The organism is Paracraurococcus lichenis, from assembly GCF_030657435.1.
GTDB lineage: Bacteria > Pseudomonadota > Alphaproteobacteria > Acetobacterales > Acetobacteraceae > Paracraurococcus > Paracraurococcus lichenis.
Map to the genome: position 1 here is coordinate 223,189 of NZ_JAUTWS010000006.1, position 15,480 is coordinate 238,668.

Below are 15,480 nucleotides of genomic sequence, written 5' to 3' on the forward strand. Positions count from 1 at the left end.
CCGTCTCAGCTCGCCGCCTCGACCAGCCGTCCCTCCCGCACCCGCAGCGCCCGCCGGTGATACTGCGCCACCGCCGGCCGGTGGGCGATGGAGACCAGCGTCGTGCCCGGCAGGCGCTCCTGCAGCAGGGCGTAGAAGCGCGCCTCCGCCTCCGGATCGAGGCTCGCCGTCGCCTCGTCCAGGAAGAGCCATTGCGGCTTCAGCAGCAGCGCGCGGGCCAACGCCACCCGCTGCTGCTCGCCGCCGGAGAGGCGGTGGTCCCAGGCATCCTCCTCGTCGAGCCGCGGGGCGAGGTGGCCGAGCCCGGCCAGGTCCAGCGCCTCCCGCACCTCGGCATCGGCGAAATCCGTCGCCGCGCGCGGATAGCAGACGGCGCGGCGCAGGCTGCCGAGCGGCAGGTAGGGCCGCTGCGGCAGGAAGAGCACCGTCGCGTCCTTGGGCACATGCACCCGCCCGCTGCCGAAGGGCCAGATTCCGGCGATGGCGCGGAACAGCGTGGACTTGCCGGCGCCCGACGGCCCGGCGACGAGGACCGCCTCGCCCTGGCCGATCCGCGCCGCCGCGCCCTCCAGCAGCACCCGGCCGTCGGGCAGGGCGAGCGTCACGCCATCCATCGCCATGTCCGGCCGTGCCTCGGCCAGGGCCTGCACGCCGGCTCCGGCGGCGGCCGCGCCGCGCGCCGCCTCGATGGCGTCGAGGAAGCCGGTGATGCGCCGCACCGTCGCGCGCCACTCCGTCAGGTCGCGGTAGTTGTCCACGATCCAGGAGAGCGAGCCCTGCACCTGGCCGAAGGCATCCGCCGTCTGGGTCAGCCCGCCGAGCGGGATCCGTCCGGCGAAATAGGCCGGGGCTCCGACCACGAAGGGAAAGACGATCGCCACCTGGGAATAGCCGGCGGTGAAGAAGGTCAGCCGCTTGGTGGCGACCATGATCTGCCACCAGTTCTCGATCAGCGCATGGAAGCGCTGCAGCAGGCCGCGCCGCTCATCCGCCTCGCCGCCATAGAGGGCGATGCCCTCGGCATTGTCGCGCAGGCGCACCAGCGCGTAGCGGAAATCGGCCTCCACCCGCTGCTGGTTGAAGTTCAGCGGGATCAGCGCCCGTCCGACGAGATGCGCCAGCGCCGTGCCCAGCACCGCATAGGCCAGCGCGACCCAGACCATGTAGCCCGGGATCTCGATGCCGAGCAGCGTGGCCGGCCCGGACAGGCCCCAGAGCACGAGGACGAAACTGAACAGCGTCACGACCGAGCGCATCAGGCCGAGGCCGAGTGCCAGGGTATTGTCGACGAAGAAGCGCAGGTCCTCGGCGATGCGCTGGTCCGGGTTGTCGGTGCCGGGATCGGTCAGGGCGATGCGGTAATAGGCCCGCTCGGCCAGCCAGCCATCCAGCACGCGGCGCGTCAGCCAGCTTCGCCAGCGAATCTGCAGCGCCTGCCGGAGATAGAGCTGGTAGACCGCGATCAGGATGTAGAGCGCGGCGACGAAGACGAAGCCGGGCATCGGCCCGCTCTCGGTCTGCCGCCACCAGAACAGCAGCGCCCAGAAGGCCTCGGCGTCCTTCGCCTGCAGGGCATTGAAGAACTCCCTGTTCCAGTAGGAGAGCAGGACGTTCATCCCGACCAGCGAGAGGTTCAGCGCGATGACGACGCCGAGCAGCAGGCGGGCGCGCCAGCGCTCCTCGCTCCGCCAATAGGGGCCGGCGATGCGCCAGGTGTCGTGCAGGAAGGAGCCGATGCGGCGCATGGGCCGTCTCCGGTGCGGAAATGGGAAGGATCAGCGGCGCCGAAGCGCGGCGTCGAGGGCGGCGAGCCAGGCCTCGACCCGCCGGCGGTTGGTGCCGAGGTCGGAATGCCCGAAGAGGCTGCGGGAATAGAGCAGCAGCCCGGAATGGGGTCCCCCGGGGATGAGTTCCGCGGTGACGATGTCCGGCCAGTTCATCAGCGGCGTGCGCGCCACCCATTGCGCCTGCCGCCGCTCCGGCCACTGGCCGTAGCGGAAATGCCGCGGCTGCGCATCGCCCACCCGCAGCAGCACCGGCCAGGCCGCATCGGCATCGACCGGCAGGGGCGGGATGGTGATCTGGGCCTCCGGATGCGCCCCGGCGGTCGCGGCGAGGCAGGTATTGGGTGAGGAAGGCAGCCGCAGCGCGCGGAAGTCGAGCGGCGTCGCCGCCGGCAGCCCGCCGGTGCCGCTGGAGAAGAGCGAGGCGATGGGCGCGCTCATGCGTTCCGTCCCGCCCGCAGGCGGATGACGCCGCGGACCTCCTCGGCGGGCACCGGCTTGCCCTTGCGCAGGATCTCCACCCGACCCTCCCGGGCCAGGGCGATCGCGGCCTGCCGCACCCGGCCCATCAGCGGCCGCCAGGGCCCGTCATCGCCGCCGGCGAGGGCGCGGGCGACCTCGCTCGGGCAGATCGACTTGTCGGGCCCGCGCGCGGCGGTCTGTCGCAGGATTTCGGATGCGATGGCATCCTCCTCAGGAATCGTCATGGCGCCCGGGACAATAGGCCGCGCCCGCCATGGCACCAGCCATGTTTCGGCCAGCCCGTCCTCCCGGCGCGCCGGTCGCGGCGACCGACCTTGGCGGGCATGCCGCAGGCGGAGGCGAGGGTCATCCGAGCAGCGCGGCGGCGAGCGCCGTGCCGCTCTCGAAGGCCGCCTCCGCCCGCCCGCCGAGGCACCAGTCGCCGGCGAGGCCGAGGCGGAGCTCGGGATCGAAGAGGCAGGCCTCGCCGAGCGGCGCCTCCACCAGCGAATGGCGCCAGCGATGCGCCGCGGCATGCAGGGGTGGGGGCAGGCCGGTCCCGGCGAGGGTGCCGAGCGCCGCGAGCAGGGCAGCCGGCACGGCCTCCGGCGTCTCCTCCAGATGGGTCCGCGACCAGGCGGGCGAGCCCTGGATCACCCAGCACTCCGCCCCGGCTGGCCTGCCGGGCTTGGAACTGTCGCGCGCCGCCCAGCCGACCGGGCCGCCATCCTCCGGCCGCAGCGCATCCGGCAGGGGCAGCCGCTCGGCGAAGGCCGCCATCACGGTCCAGCAGGGCGCCATCCCGACCGCTGCCAGCCGCGCCGGCCAGGCAGGGGCGTGCGGCGTGACCAGCGGCGCGGCCTGGACGGCGGGCAGGGTGACGGCGACCGCGTCGAAGGGACCCTCGGCGGCCGGTGCCTCCGCGGGCCGTGGTCCTCCCGGCCGCAGCCCCGCGGCGCCGAGGTGCCGCAGGATCCAGGCGCCCGGCCGGCCCTCGATCGCCGTCACCTGCCGCTCCAGGGCGAGGTCGAGCCCCGCCGCCAGCGCGCGCGGCAGGGCGGACATGCCGGGCATCCCCACCCAGCGGCCGGGCCCGCCCCAGGGCGCGGCGCCGCAGTCCCGCAGCAGGGCCGCGAAACCCTCCGTGCGGGCGGTCAGGTACTGTGCGCCATGGTCGAATTGCAGCACCCGGCCCGCCGCCTCGGCCCGTCGCGTGGCGAGACGGCCGCCGGCGGCGCGGCCCTTGTCGAGCAGGCGGACGGAGGCGCCCCGCGCGGCCAGGGCGCGGGCGCAGCTCAGGCCGGCGAGGCCGGCGCCGATGACGGCGATTCGGAGGGCGGGCATCGTCCCGAGACGGTGGTCCTTCCCGGCGCCGGCGCAAGGGCACCGGGGGCGAGGCGGCCGGGCAGGGGCAGCGGCGCCGCGCCGCCGAAGAGGTAGCCCTGCGCCTCCTCGAAGCCGAGATCGGCGAGGATCGCGGCCTGCTCCACCCGCTCGACCCCCTCCGCCACCAGCCGCAGGCGGAGCGCCTGGGCCAGGTCGCGCAGGGCGCGCAGGATGGCCAGGTCGCGCTCGGCGCCCGGGACGCCGTCGATCAGGCTGTGGTCGAGCTTCAGCGTGGTGAAGGGCAGCCGGCGAAGCCGCGCGAAGGAGGCATAGCCGGTGCCGAAATCGTCGAGCGCGAGGGAGATGCCGCGGTCGCGCAGCCCCTGCAGCATGGCCACGACTTCCGGTGCGTCCTCCAGCGGCAGGGATTCGGTCAGCTCGAGTTCGAGCCGCGCGGGCGGCAGGCCGGTCACGGCCAGCGCTTCCTCCACCTGCCGCGGCAGCGCGCCGCTGGCGACCTGCCGGGCGGAGACGTTGACGGCGACCCGGCCGAGCTCCGGATGCGCCATGGCATCGGCCGCGGCGCGCCGCAGCACCCAGCCGCCGAGGGCGACGATCAGGTCGGAATCCTCGGCGATCGGGATGAAGTCGGCCGGCGGCACCTCACCGCGCCGCGCATGGTGCCAGCGCAGCAGCGCCTCGGCACCCAGGCGCGCCCCGTCCCGCAGGCGGACCCGCGGCTGGTAGTGCAGCGTGAGCTCGCTGCGGCCGATGGCGCCGCGCAGATCGGTGGCCAGCCGGCGACGAAGCCCGCGGTCGAACTGGCCGGCCGCGGTGGCCAGCAGGCGCTGCATGGAGTTCGGAGGCATCCTGCCTGTCCTCTTTACAGGGGCAGTAGCCACGCTTTGCGTGAAGCGACCCCTAACGGCCGGCGTGACGGAATCCGCACGAGGCCGCCGGCCCTGCATCGTCTTGCGTAAAATACATTTGATGCAAATCAACCGTTCGGCATGAGCCTGCCGTCGGTGACGCTGCAGGCATGGCCTCCGGGCGGCAGGGTCGATGCGCGGCCGGCCTGTCCAATGCCGGCATCCGCGGGCGCGCCGTCCTCCGGCGCTGCCGCAGGGCATGCCCGTGCCTTTGCCGGGGTTGCCGGCAGGCGAGGGGGCATCGGCGCGTCGGCGTCGACGCCCCCGGCAATCAGGCGAAGCGTTCCACCCGGTCGCCCGGGGCGGGGCGGGCGGCGATCTCGCGGATGATCTTGCGCCGGACCGCCGCCTCGAAGGCATCGAATCCCTCGGCCACCACCAGGAAGGCGCCGGGGCCGCCGATCACCTCGTCGCGGTAGTATTCGTCGAGCGGCGGCAGGCCGTTGTTCTGCGCGAAGGGGCTGGGCTGGCGGTCCAGCACGGCAAGGCCGTTCAGCACGATGCCCTGGGCCAGCGCATCCTCCCGCGCCTCGGCGACCGGGCGGCCGGAATTGCTCACGCCGTCGCCCGAGATGTCGACGACCTTGCGGCTGCCCTCGAAGCCCTGACCGAATTGCTTCGCCGCGAAGTCCATGGCGCCGGAGATGGAGGTGTAGAGCCAGGTCCGGCGCGGCGCGGCGGCGATGGCATCGGCGAAGCCATGCGCGGTCTTCGCCCCGTCCAGCTTGGTCCAGGGGACGACCACGTTCTGGATGTGCCAGTCCGACCAGGTGAACATCATGCAGGCGATGGCGCCCACCGGGCCGCCGACGATGCCCTCGATCAGGCGGGGGTCGCGGAAGGCGTTCTCGTAGCCCGTGAACTGGAGCTCCTGCTCCTCCGGATCCACCGAGCGGCTGACATCGACCGCCAGGATCAGCTCGACATCCACCGGGGTGTCCGCGCTTGCCTTGGTGGTGCGGAGCAGGGCGGGCGTCGCCAGGGCAGCGCCCAGCAGGGTACGACGGAGCATAGGACCCCCTTGCGCCGGTGCCCCGGCCACGGAGGTGCGGCAGGGTGCGGTCCGGCATGAACCGTCAGGCGGGCCGTCTGCTGGGCTGCTCCCGAAACTTGCCGGCAATATGCCGGGATTTTTGCTGCATTGCAACAGAAATATTGCAGTGCACAATTCCTGCCTTGGTCAGGCAGCGGTGAGGAATTCGATCCTGGCCAGCAACCCGGTCGGGGCGAAGCGCAGGTCCACCCGCGCACCCGGCCCCAGATCCTGCGCCAGCGCCCGGCGCAGCAGCCGGGTGCCGAAGCCCTGCCTGGGGGGCTCCCCCGCATCCGTCGCAGGCGGCGGGCCGCCCGTCTCGGTCCAGGCGAGGCGGAGCACCCCGCCCTCGGTGGTGGCGCAGCGCAGGATGATGCGCCCCTCCGGTACCGAGAGTGCCCCATACTTCACCGCATTGGTTGCCAGTTCGTTGAGTGCAAGGACCAGCGCCTGGGCCTGCAGCGGCCCGACCCGGGCGGCCTCCTCCGGCAGCTCGATCCGGATGCGGCCCGGCGCCTCCCGCGCCAGCCAGGGGGCGAGCGCGCCGCGCACCACCGCGCCGAGCGGCGCCGCCTCCCAGGACCCGGCCGTGATGAGGTCATGCGCCGCGGCGAGCGCCCGCAGCCGGCTGCTCAGTGCCGTGGCGAAGCCGGCCGCGTCGCCGGCCCGCCCCTTCAGCGTCTGCAGCGCGACGGACTGAACGGTCGCCAGCACGTTCTTCACACGGTGGTTCAACTCCGCGACCAGCACCCGTCGCTGCCGCTCCGCCGCGGCAAGGGCCTGGGCGACGTCGTCCACCTCCCGCAGCCCGGCCGGCTGGAGCGTCGGCATGCCGGTGGCGCCAAGCTCCGCCAGGACGCGCAGGCTGTCGCGGACGCGGCGGGCCAGCGCGAAGGCGAGGGCGAGGCCGGTGCCCAGCAGCGCCGCCCCGATCGCCAGGAGCTGTGCGAGCGCGGTGCGCAGCGGCCCGCTGAAGGCCCGGTCCGGCGCCGCCAGCGCCACCCAGTAGCCCGAGCGTGGCGCGCGGCCGAGGGCGACGACCGAGAGCACGCCGTCCAGCGTGGGCGACTGCATCAGCAGGGCGGGCTCCGCGCCGGGGCCAGTGATCGCCTGGATCACCGCCGGCATGGCGGGCCTGCCGACCATCTCGTCCTGCCGCGCGGTACGGGCGACGATCCTTCCGGTGCGGTCGAGCACGGCGGCCACCCAGCCCTGCGGCACCCCCTGCTCGGTCAGCACCCGGGCGAGGCGGGGCAGCGGGATGGTGGCGTTCAGGGCATAGGCGGCTGGCGGCCCGCCGTCCGGACCCTGCACCGGCACCACCACCGCGACGGTGGGCCGGCCGGTCGCCATGCCGGTATAAAGATCCGAGATGACCGTGCGGCTGGTCGCCAGCGTCTCCCGCGCTGCGGCGGAGGTGGGCGCACCCTGGCGGCGACTGCCCGGCGGCCAGGTCGTGTTCAGCACCTGCGTCCCGTCCGGGCGGGTCAGGGCGAGGTGCTCGCCATCGAATAGCGTGGCTGAGAGGCTCCGCATCTGCGCCTCGACCGCCGCGAGGTCGCCGGTGGCCAGCACCGGCGCCCGGGCCAGCATGGCCAGCAGCGCCTCGGCCCGCTCGAACTCCCGGTCGATGGAGAAGGCCATGGAGCGGGCCTGGGCCGTCATGCGCTCGCCGATCCGGCTGCGCTCCCCGTCATAGGCGCGCCAGACGGCCAGCGCGGCGAGGGTGAGCAGCGGCAGGGCGACGGCCGCCACCAGCAGCAACAGTCGGCCACGCAGGGTGGGGGTCGATCGCAGGATCGCAGCCGTCGATGTTCCCACGTCCGGACGCCCGCGATCACCCTGAACAAGGTGCCATGGCATGCAGCCTCGAGATCGGCTTGGCCACCGTCCGGCCGGAGCTTTCAACCGAAGTTGAGCGCCGCCGCGACCTCAGAAGCCGGCGCCTGGCTCGGCCAGGCAGGCGCGTTCCGCCGGCGTGCTGGCACGGCCGAGGATGGCATTGCGGTGCGGGAAGCGGCCGAAGCGGCGGATCACGGCGCGATGCGCCCAGGCATGGGCGATGCTGCCGCCGGGCGCGGCATGCACGGGGTCGTCCCGCAGCCCCTCGAAGAGCGCGACCGAGAGGTCCTGGTCGGCCATGTCCTCCGAATGCTCGAAGGGCAAATAGAGGAAGCAGCGCGCCGTGCAGGGCAGGGCGAGGTCGTGGCGGTCCCGCAGCACCGCCCGGCGGGCGAGGGCGCGGGCCTGGGCGTCGGCGGCGAAGGCCGCAGGCGTGCCGCGGTGCAGGTTGCGCGGGAGCTGGTCCAGCAGGAGGAGCAGGGCGAGCGCGCCTTCCGGCGTCGCGGCCCAGGCATCGAAGGCGCCGCCCCTTGCATCGTCCAGGCAATGGCCGAAGCGCTCGCGGCAGGCGGCGTCGAAGGCGGGGTCCGGCCGAAACCACCGCTCCTCCTGCCAGGCCGCGAGGTCGCCACCGAACCAGAAGCCGAGGATCCCGGCCGGTTCGGTCATGCCAGCGCCATCTCCAGGACCCGCACGCTGTGCAGCGCGGTGCGGCCGGAGAGGTCGGCGATCTGGTGCCGGCAGGAGGTGCCGTCGGCGACGATCAGGTGCTCCGCCGGCGCGGCGCGCACCGCGGGCAGCAGGGAAAGCTCGGCCATGGCCTTGGAGACCTCGAGGTGCTCGGCCTCGTAGCCGAAGGACCCCGCCATGCCGCAGCAGGAGGAGGTGATCGGCGTCACCTTGAGGTCGGGCACGAGGGAGAGCATGGCGACCGCAGCCGGGAAGGCGCCGAAGCTCTTCTGGTGGCAATGGCCGTGGATATGCGCGGCCGGCGCGGCGATGGGCTTCAGCGCCAGCCTCGGCTTCTCCCGCGCCAGGAATTCCGACAGCAGCAGGGCGCGGTCGACCAGCGCGCGCGCGGCCTCGCCGGGCAGCAGCGCGGGGAATTCGTCGCGCAGCGTCAGCAGGGAGGAGGGTTCGATGCCGATCACCGGCGAGGCGAAGGCCGACAGCGCGTCGAGCGTGCGCTTCGCCTCGGCGCGCGCCTCCTCGACCAGGCCGGCCGCGAGGAGGGTGCGGCCATCATCGAGCGGCCGGGCCCCCTTCGGCGGGCGGGCGACCGCGACGCGGTAGCCGGCGGCGGTCAGCACCCGGGCGGCGGCGCGGAGGTTCTCCGGCTCGAAATGGCGGTTGAAGACGTCGGGGAAGAGGATGACCTCGCCCTCCCGCCCGTCCGGCGCCGGCAATTCGGCGTCGTGGAAGGCGTCGTGCCGGAAGCGGGGCAGGCTGCGGCCGGCGGCGAGGCCGAGCAGCCGCTCCGACAGCGCTGCAAGCCCGGGGACACGGTCGCGCGCATTGGCCAGAAAGGGCGCCATGCCGGCGAAGGGCGCCCAGCGCGGCAGGGTGGCGATCAGCCGGTCCTTCGCGGTGACGCCGCGCGTCCTCGCCCGCGCCGCCATGGCCTCGATCTTCATCTTCGCCATGTCGACGCCGGTCGGGCATTCGCGCCGGCAGCCCTTGCAGGAGACGCAGAGGCTGAGCGCGGCATGCACCTCCTCGGAGGCCAGCGCATCCGGGCCGAGCTGGCCGGTCAGCGCGAGCCGCAGGGTATTGGCGCGGCCGCGCGTGAGGTGCTGCTCGTCGCGCGTGGCGCGGAAGCTCGGGCACATCACGCCGGCATCGAATTTCCGGCAAGTGCCGTTGTTGTTGCACATCTCGACCGCGCCGAGCAGGCCACCCTGGGGGCCGGGCCAGGCGGACCAGTCGAGCGCGGGCGTCACCGTCGCATCGGCATGGTAGTCCGGGTGGTAGCGGAAGAGCGCGCGGTCATCCATGCGCGGCGGGCGCACGACGCGGCCGGGATTCAGCAGGCCGGCGGGATCGAAGGCGTCCTTCACCGCCTCGAAGGCGCGGGCAATGCGCGGGCCGAACATCGGCTCGTTGAACTCGGAGCGGACGATGCCGTCGCCATGCTCGCCGCTGTGGCTGCCCTTGTACTCGCGGACGAGCGCGAAGCACTCCTCGGCGATTTCGCGCATGCGGCGGACGTCGCCCGGGTCCTTCATGTTCAGCACGGGGCGGACATGCAGGCAGCCGACCGAGGCATGGGCGTACCAGGTCCCCTTGGTGCCGTGCCGCTCGAAGACCTGGTTCAGACGCTCCGTGTAGTCGGCGAGGTCGGGGAGGGCGACGGCGCAATCCTCGATGAAGGAGACCGGCTTCCCGTCGCCCTTCATGCTCATCATGATGTTGAGGCCTGCCTCGCGCACCTCGGCGACCGCGGCCTGGAAGCCCGGGTCGATGCAGCGGACGACGGCGCCGGGGTAGCCGAGATCGCCCATCATCTCCTCGAGCGCATCGAGACGGCGGGCGAGCGGCGCGTCCTCCTGCCCGTGGAACTCGACGATCAGCAGCGAGTCGGGCTCGCCGCGGACGATCGCGTCGATGGTGGCGCGGAAGATCGGGATGCTCCGGCCGAGGTCGATCATCGTCCGGTCCACCAGCTCCACCGCCTCCGGGTCCAGCGTCACCAGGTGCTGGGAGGCCGCCATGGCGGCGCGGAAGGTCGGGAACTGGCAGATGCCGAGCGCCTTGCGCGGCTTGACCGGCCAGAGCTTGAGGTCGATGGCGGCGGAGAAGGCGAGCGTTCCCTCCGAGCCCACCAGCAGCCGCGCCAGGTTGCCGCGGCCGGCGGCGCGCGCCGCGGGGGTCAGGGCATCGAGGTTGTAGCCGCCGACGCGGCGAAGCTGCTCGGGGAAGCGGGCGGCGATCTCCTCCGCCTCCCGCGCGCCGAGCGCGCGCAGGCGCTGGATCAGGTCGGCGATGCCGGCGGGGACGTCGCCGCCGAGGTTGTCGGGAAGCTCGCCGAAGCGGAAGCGGCTGCCATCGGCGAGCAGCGCGTCGATGCCCAGCACGTTGTCCGCCATCAGCCCGTAGCGGATGGATTTCGAGCCGCAGGAATTGTTCCCGGCCATGCCGCCGATGGTGCAGCGCGCCCAGGTGGAGGGATCGACCGGGAAGAACAGGCCGTGCTTCTTCAACGCATCGTTCAGGGCGCCGAGGGCGATGCCGGGCTGCACCCTCGCGGTGCGGGCATCAGGATCGACCACAACGACGTCCCGCAGGTATTTCGTGCAGTCGATGACCAGCGCCCGGTTCACCGTCTGGCCGCATTGCGAGGTGCCGCCGCCACGGGGCAGGACGGGCACGCCCTCCTCCCGGCAGATCGCCATCGCCGCCTCGACATCGGCGATGGTACGGGGGATCAGCACGCCGACCGGTTCCACCTGGTAGATGCTGGCATCGGTTGCGTAGCGGCCGCGGTCGCCGGCGGTCCACAGCACCTCGCCTGCCGTCTCCCGGCGCAGGCGCTCGCCCAGGCGGCTGTCGCCGATGCGGGCGGCGGAGGGATTGATGGCATTCATCGTGGCGTCGGTCCCAACTGCACCTCCACCCGGGTCCTCCGCCGCGGAGCGAGGGGAGGGCGCCGGCGTCCCGGCCGGGCGGAGCTGTCTCTCGTCCCCGATGTAGGGCCGATCGGCGGGCCTGTCCGATCTATAATGCTCATCAATCCAAGAAGGGGTTCTCATTGGCGCAGAGGGATGGATCGGCGCCATAAGGGCCGCGACGAGACGCCCGGCCGGCCTCCCCGGGGCGCCACCGCGCCGGCCGGTCCGAGAGGAGGAACCGCAGCATGGCCTATTATCAGTCGAAGCCCGTCGCCGGCCGGCATTTCCTGCAGATCCCGGGCCCGACCAATGTCCCGGACCGCGTGCTGCGGGCCATGGACAATCCGACCATGGACCATCGCGGCCCGGATTTCGGCAGGTTCGGCAAGCAATTGCTGGAGAAGCTCCGGGCCGTCTTCCAGACCGCCCAGCCCGTGGTGATCTATCCCGCCTCCGGCACCGGCGCCTGGGAGGCCGCGCTCACCAACACCCTCTCCCCCGGCGACCGCGTCCTGATGTGCGAGACCGGCTGGTTCGCGCATCTCTGGCAGGAGATGGCCGACCGCCTAGGCCTGCGCGCCGAGTTCATCGAGACCGACTGGCGCCGCGGCGCCGACGTCGCCGCCATCGAGGCCCGGCTGCGCGAGGACAAGGAGCACGGCATCAAGGCCGTCGCCGTCGTCCACAACGAGACGAGCACCGGCTGCACCTCCCGCATCGACGAGGTCCGCCGCGCGATCGACGCCGCCGGCCATCCGGCGCTGCTGCTGGTGGACACCATCTCCTCGCTCGGCTCCATCGACTACAAGCACGATGCCTGGGGCGTCGATGTCACCGTCGCCGGCAGCCAGAAGGGGCTGATGCTGCCGCCCGGCCTCTCCTTCAATGCCGTCAGCCAGAAGGCGCTGAAGGCGGCCGAGACGGCGAGGCTGCCGCGCAGCTTCTGGGACTGGCGGCCGATGCTGGCGGCGAACGCCACCGGCTACTTCCCCTATACCCCGGCGACCAACCTGCTCTACGGCCTGGACGCCGCCTGCGACATGTTGGTGGAGGAAGGGCTGGACGAGGTCTTCGCCCGCCACGACCGCTTCGCCGAGGCGACGCGCCGCGCCGTGCGCGCCTGGGGCCTCGAGATCCAGTGCGAGGAGCCGCGGCACTATTCCTCCGCCCTGACCGCGGTGCGGCTGCCGGAAGGGCACAGCGCCAATGCGCTGCGGGCGACGATCCTCGAGAAGTTCAACATGAGCCTCGGCAACGGCCTCGGCCGGCTGAACGACCGGGTCTTCCGCATCGGCCATCTCGGCGATTTCGGCCCGCTCTCCCTGGTTGGGACGCTCGGCGGCGTGGAGATGGGCCTGGCCGCGGCGGGCGTGCCGCACAGGCCGGGCGGCGTGCAGGCGGCGATGAGCTACCTCAACGGCAACGCCTGAGCCGCCACCTGGACCAGTCTCGCGCCGCCCGGACGGCGCGAGACTGGTCCAGCCGTCCGATTGCGGACCATCGCCACGCCTCCGGGCGTGCCCACCCCGCGGCGACCTGCCGTGGCGAAAGGTCAGTCTTCGATCTCCGAAGTCGTGTGTTAGGATTGCGACTTTGGAGATCGAAGCTTGCGAGTCCTTCCGACCCTTGCACTGCTTGCCGCCCTGGTCGCCCCGCCCGCGCTGGCGGCGGACCTCACCGGCCGCGTCGTCGGCATTACCGACGGCGACACCCTCACCCTGCTGACCCCCGACCGCCGGCAGACCCGCATCCGCCTCGCCGAGATCGACACGCCCGAGCGCGGCCAGCCCTATGGCAGCCGCGCCCGCGAGGCGCTGAGCGGCCTCGCCTTCGGCAGGCCGGCACGGGTCACGGTGGCGGACACCGACCGCTATGGCCGCACCGTCGGGCGCGTCGTCGTCGCCGGCAAGGACGTGAACCGGGAGATGGTCCGGCTCGGCGCCGCCTGGGTCTACCGGGCCTATAGCCGCGATCCCGCCCTGCCGGCGGTGGAGGCGGAGGCCCGGGCGGCCCGGCGCGGCCTCTGGGGCCTGCCGGAGGCCGAGCGGATGCCGCCCTGGGAATGGCGCCGGACCCCGAAGACCGAGCGTCCGTCGGAGCCCGCCGCCGCGCGGGCGCGCCGGCCCGCCTCGGCGCCGGGCTGACGCGGTCCGATCACGGCCGCGCCTGATGCGCGGCCCGGCCCGCAGGCGAGGCGGTCCGTGGCCGGGCCGCCGCCCTCAGTCCGACCGGCCGGCCAGGCGCTGCACCATCTGCCAGATCGCCTTCACCTGCACGCCGTCCTTGAACAGGTAGCGCGTGTCATAGGCATAGCCCCACCAGTTCCAGCAGCCCTCGGGGTTGATGTTGAAGATGTCGGTCAGGCGCGGCGTCGGGAAATCGTTCACGTTCACGGTCCGCGCCTGCGGGTAGAGCACGAGGATGCGGTTGCTGTCGGCCCATTCGTTCACGCCGACATGCCGGTAGAAGGTGTCGCCCAGCTCCTGTGCCGACTGCTTGCAGCCATGCAGCACCACGTGCAGGCGGCAGGTGGCGCCCTCCGTCTCGCAGGCCGCCGGCACGTAGAGATGCCCGGTGTCCCAGAGGCCACTCGGCGCGGCCTGGCCGCCGGGCGCGAACTCGGTCTGGTCGAAGGCGACGAAGCGGCCGGAGAGCCGCGTCGCGCGGTCCTGCAGCGGGCCATAGAGGGTCTGCAGCACCATCCTCGCCTGGTCGTACTCGCAGGCATTGATGTAGGGCGCGCGGTTGTCGGGGCAGGGGACGCCATAGGCCTGGGTCACCCAGGCATGCCCGGCATCGATCGCTTCGTCGCTGAAGCTCAGCGCCGCCGTCGGCAGGCCGAGCAGGCCATAGACCTCGACGCCGCGGCGGACCGTCTCCGGATTCACGACCCGGTCCGCCTTGCCGGTGAAGGCATAGAGGCGGCTGCGGCCAAGACCCTCGACCGGGTCGATCCAGCCCTGGGCGGCGAAGCGCCGGATGCGCTCGGCATAGGTCGTGGCCGGCTGCAGCAGGGCAGGGGCGGACATGCAGGCGCCGGTGGCGATGCTGGCCAGCGGCCTCACGCCCTTCTCGTCCGCCGTCATCACCGCGCAGCCATAGAGGCCGCCCGCCACCAGCCCGGCGCCCATGAAGGTGGCGGAATGGGCGATGTGGAGCTGGTTCGCCATGAAGGCGCCCGAGGAGATGCCGGAGACCGAGATCTGCGCCGGGTCGATCCGGTAGCTGCCGAGACGGTCGGCGGCGGAGGCGGTCCCGCCGAGGGCCAGGCCCAGGCCGAGGGCAAGCGACAGGGTTCGGAGCAGCATGCGATGCCTCCGTCGTTCCGGTACCGGGGGATGAGGGAAGGGGTGGGGCGGCGGGCACCGACCCGCCACCCGGGACTCAGGCCTTCGCGGCCGCCGGCAACGCCGCGAGCAGCGCCGCCTTCGTCTCCTCGAGCGCGGCGAGCATGCGGTCCTGGAGGATGCCCGCGACGGTCGCATTGGACTGCGCGGCGATCTGGGTGATCAGGTTGCCCCTGGCGGTGCCGTCGAGCAGGGCCGACCGCATGGCATCGAAGGGCTTGGCGACCGCGGCGCGCGGGTCGGACCCGAGCAGGGAGGGCGGGCTGGCCGTGAACTCCTTCAGGCTCGCCGCCAGCATGTCCTGCTGCTGCCTGGCCAGCGTGCCCATGCCCTCTAGGACAGCCTTCTGGGCGGTGGCCATGGCATCCAGATTCTTCATCTGGATCTGCATCAGGGCGGAGACGACGCTGCCCGTTGGCAGGGCGGGAAGGTTGGGAGACAACGACGGCGACATGAGACCTCTCCGAGGCATCGGCCGGCAGGGTGCCGGATCCGCGGTCGCATGACTGTGCTGCGGCGCACAAGGGCCAAGCCTGTTCCGGTTGGCGACCAAGTTTCGGCGCCTTGCAATATTCGCGGAGGCGCCCGGCCAGCCGATGGCCGCCCGGGTTGTGCAGGGACCGGAGGCGGGCCCATGCTGCCGGGCAGGAGAGGAGACGCCCGATGCCCGCGCCCGGTGCCATGCCGCAGGCGTGCCCGCCGCCCGGCCGCAAGCTCTGTGGCATGCGCCGCGGATCGGGTCCGCGCTGTACGGCGCGGCGCGCCGTTGCGCGCTCGCCGGGATTACCGCTGGAAGCGGCGGCGCCGGGCCGATCTCCGGTCGGCCCGGCCATGTCGCGCACCGCGCGCCCGGGCGCATCCCGCATGCCTTTGGGCCCGGCGCTCCTCGACCGGCGCGGCCGCACCGCCGGCCCGGCGAGCGCCGCATGGCCAGCCCCGTCCCGCGCAGGCAAGCGGACGCGAGTCGCCGGCATTCGCGCCTGGCTCTCCCCGCGATCCGGTGTAGGGCGCGCGGGGGGATTGATCTGGCGCATTACCCGGATCCCGGGCGCTGCCATGATGCCTTGGCGCCCCGCCCCGCCCCGCTCTCCGGCGCCGGAAGCCGAGGCGGCGCGGGGAATGGCGTGCGATGTGTTGAGGAAACCCGCA

At 73.0% G+C, this 15,480-nt stretch carries 13 protein-coding genes; 2 read left to right on the forward strand and 11 right to left on the reverse strand.

All coding sequences use genetic code 11. From position 1 onward, the window contains the following. Positions 1-5: 5 nt before the first annotated feature. The 9 genes from Q7A36_RS08655 to Q7A36_RS08695 all read right to left on the reverse strand — a co-directional run bounded on the left by Q7A36_RS08655 (position 6) and on the right by Q7A36_RS08695 (position 10,960). Entirely contained in the window at positions 6-1,745 is a 1,740-nt protein-coding gene (locus Q7A36_RS08655; protein WP_305103281.1) for an ABC transporter ATP-binding protein/permease, read from the reverse strand. 30 nt (positions 1,746-1,775) lie between these two features. Next, complete coding sequence (locus Q7A36_RS08660) at positions 1,776-2,225, reverse strand: DUF1499 domain-containing protein (protein ID WP_305103282.1); 450 nt, start codon at positions 2,223-2,225, stop codon at positions 1,776-1,778. Further along, the gene (locus tag Q7A36_RS08665; protein ID WP_305103283.1) at positions 2,222-2,491 is read right to left on the reverse strand and encodes a DUF3253 domain-containing protein; all 270 of its coding nucleotides are present in this window, start codon (positions 2,489-2,491) and stop codon (positions 2,222-2,224) included. Before Q7A36_RS08665 ends, Q7A36_RS08660 begins: the two co-directional genes overlap by 4 nt. Positions 2,492-2,612: 121 nt before the next feature. Beyond that, entirely contained in the window at positions 2,613-3,590 is a 978-nt protein-coding gene (locus Q7A36_RS08670; RefSeq protein ID WP_305103284.1) for an NAD(P)/FAD-dependent oxidoreductase, read from the reverse strand. Then, positions 3,542-4,441 carry an EAL domain-containing protein gene (locus Q7A36_RS08675; protein ID WP_305103285.1) on the reverse strand — a complete coding sequence of 300 codons (900 nt, stop codon included), beginning with the start codon at positions 4,439-4,441 and terminating at the stop codon, positions 3,542-3,544. The genes Q7A36_RS08670 and Q7A36_RS08675 overlap by 49 nt, the downstream gene beginning before the upstream one ends. A gap of 331 nt (positions 4,442-4,772) precedes the next feature. Continuing rightward, positions 4,773-5,513, reverse strand: coding sequence for a DUF1194 domain-containing protein (locus tag Q7A36_RS08680; protein ID WP_305103286.1), 741 nt, complete (start codon positions 5,511-5,513; stop codon positions 4,773-4,775). A gap of 168 nt (positions 5,514-5,681) precedes the next feature. Continuing rightward, positions 5,682-7,355: a sensor histidine kinase gene (locus tag Q7A36_RS08685; protein WP_305103287.1), complete on the reverse strand. Its 1,674-nt coding sequence runs from the start codon at positions 7,353-7,355 to the stop codon at positions 5,682-5,684. 111 nt (positions 7,356-7,466) lie between these two features. Continuing rightward, positions 7,467-8,045: a DUF924 family protein gene (locus Q7A36_RS08690; RefSeq protein WP_305103288.1), complete on the reverse strand. Its 579-nt coding sequence runs from the start codon at positions 8,043-8,045 to the stop codon at positions 7,467-7,469. Further along, complete coding sequence (locus Q7A36_RS08695; protein ID WP_305103289.1) at positions 8,042-10,960, reverse strand: FAD-binding and (Fe-S)-binding domain-containing protein; 2,919 nt, start codon at positions 10,958-10,960, stop codon at positions 8,042-8,044. The genes Q7A36_RS08690 and Q7A36_RS08695 overlap by 4 nt, the downstream gene beginning before the upstream one ends. A 269-nt stretch (positions 10,961-11,229) precedes the next feature. On the opposite strand from Q7A36_RS08695, the gene Q7A36_RS08700 reads away from it, so the two are divergent. Both Q7A36_RS08700 and Q7A36_RS08705 read left to right on the forward strand, forming a co-directional pair. Continuing rightward, positions 11,230-12,414 carry a pyridoxal-phosphate-dependent aminotransferase family protein gene (locus Q7A36_RS08700; RefSeq protein WP_305103290.1) on the forward strand — a complete coding sequence of 395 codons (1,185 nt, stop codon included), beginning with the start codon at positions 11,230-11,232 and terminating at the stop codon, positions 12,412-12,414. A gap of 177 nt (positions 12,415-12,591) precedes the next feature. Continuing rightward, positions 12,592-13,128, forward strand: a complete 537-nt coding sequence (locus tag Q7A36_RS08705; protein ID WP_305103291.1) for a thermonuclease family protein — start codon at positions 12,592-12,594, stop codon at positions 13,126-13,128. A 75-nt stretch (positions 13,129-13,203) separates the two neighbouring features. Here the strand turns inward: Q7A36_RS08705 and Q7A36_RS08710 are convergent, their stop codons facing one another. Together Q7A36_RS08710 and Q7A36_RS08715 are read right to left on the reverse strand one after the other, a co-directional pair. Further along, positions 13,204-14,292, reverse strand: coding sequence for an extracellular catalytic domain type 2 short-chain-length polyhydroxyalkanoate depolymerase (locus tag Q7A36_RS08710; RefSeq protein WP_305103292.1), 1,089 nt, complete (start codon positions 14,290-14,292; stop codon positions 13,204-13,206). Between the two features lie 76 nt (positions 14,293-14,368). Next, the gene (locus Q7A36_RS08715; RefSeq protein WP_305103293.1) at positions 14,369-14,785 is read right to left on the reverse strand and encodes a phasin family protein; all 417 of its coding nucleotides are present in this window, start codon (positions 14,783-14,785) and stop codon (positions 14,369-14,371) included. Positions 14,786-15,480 lie beyond the last annotated feature (695 nt).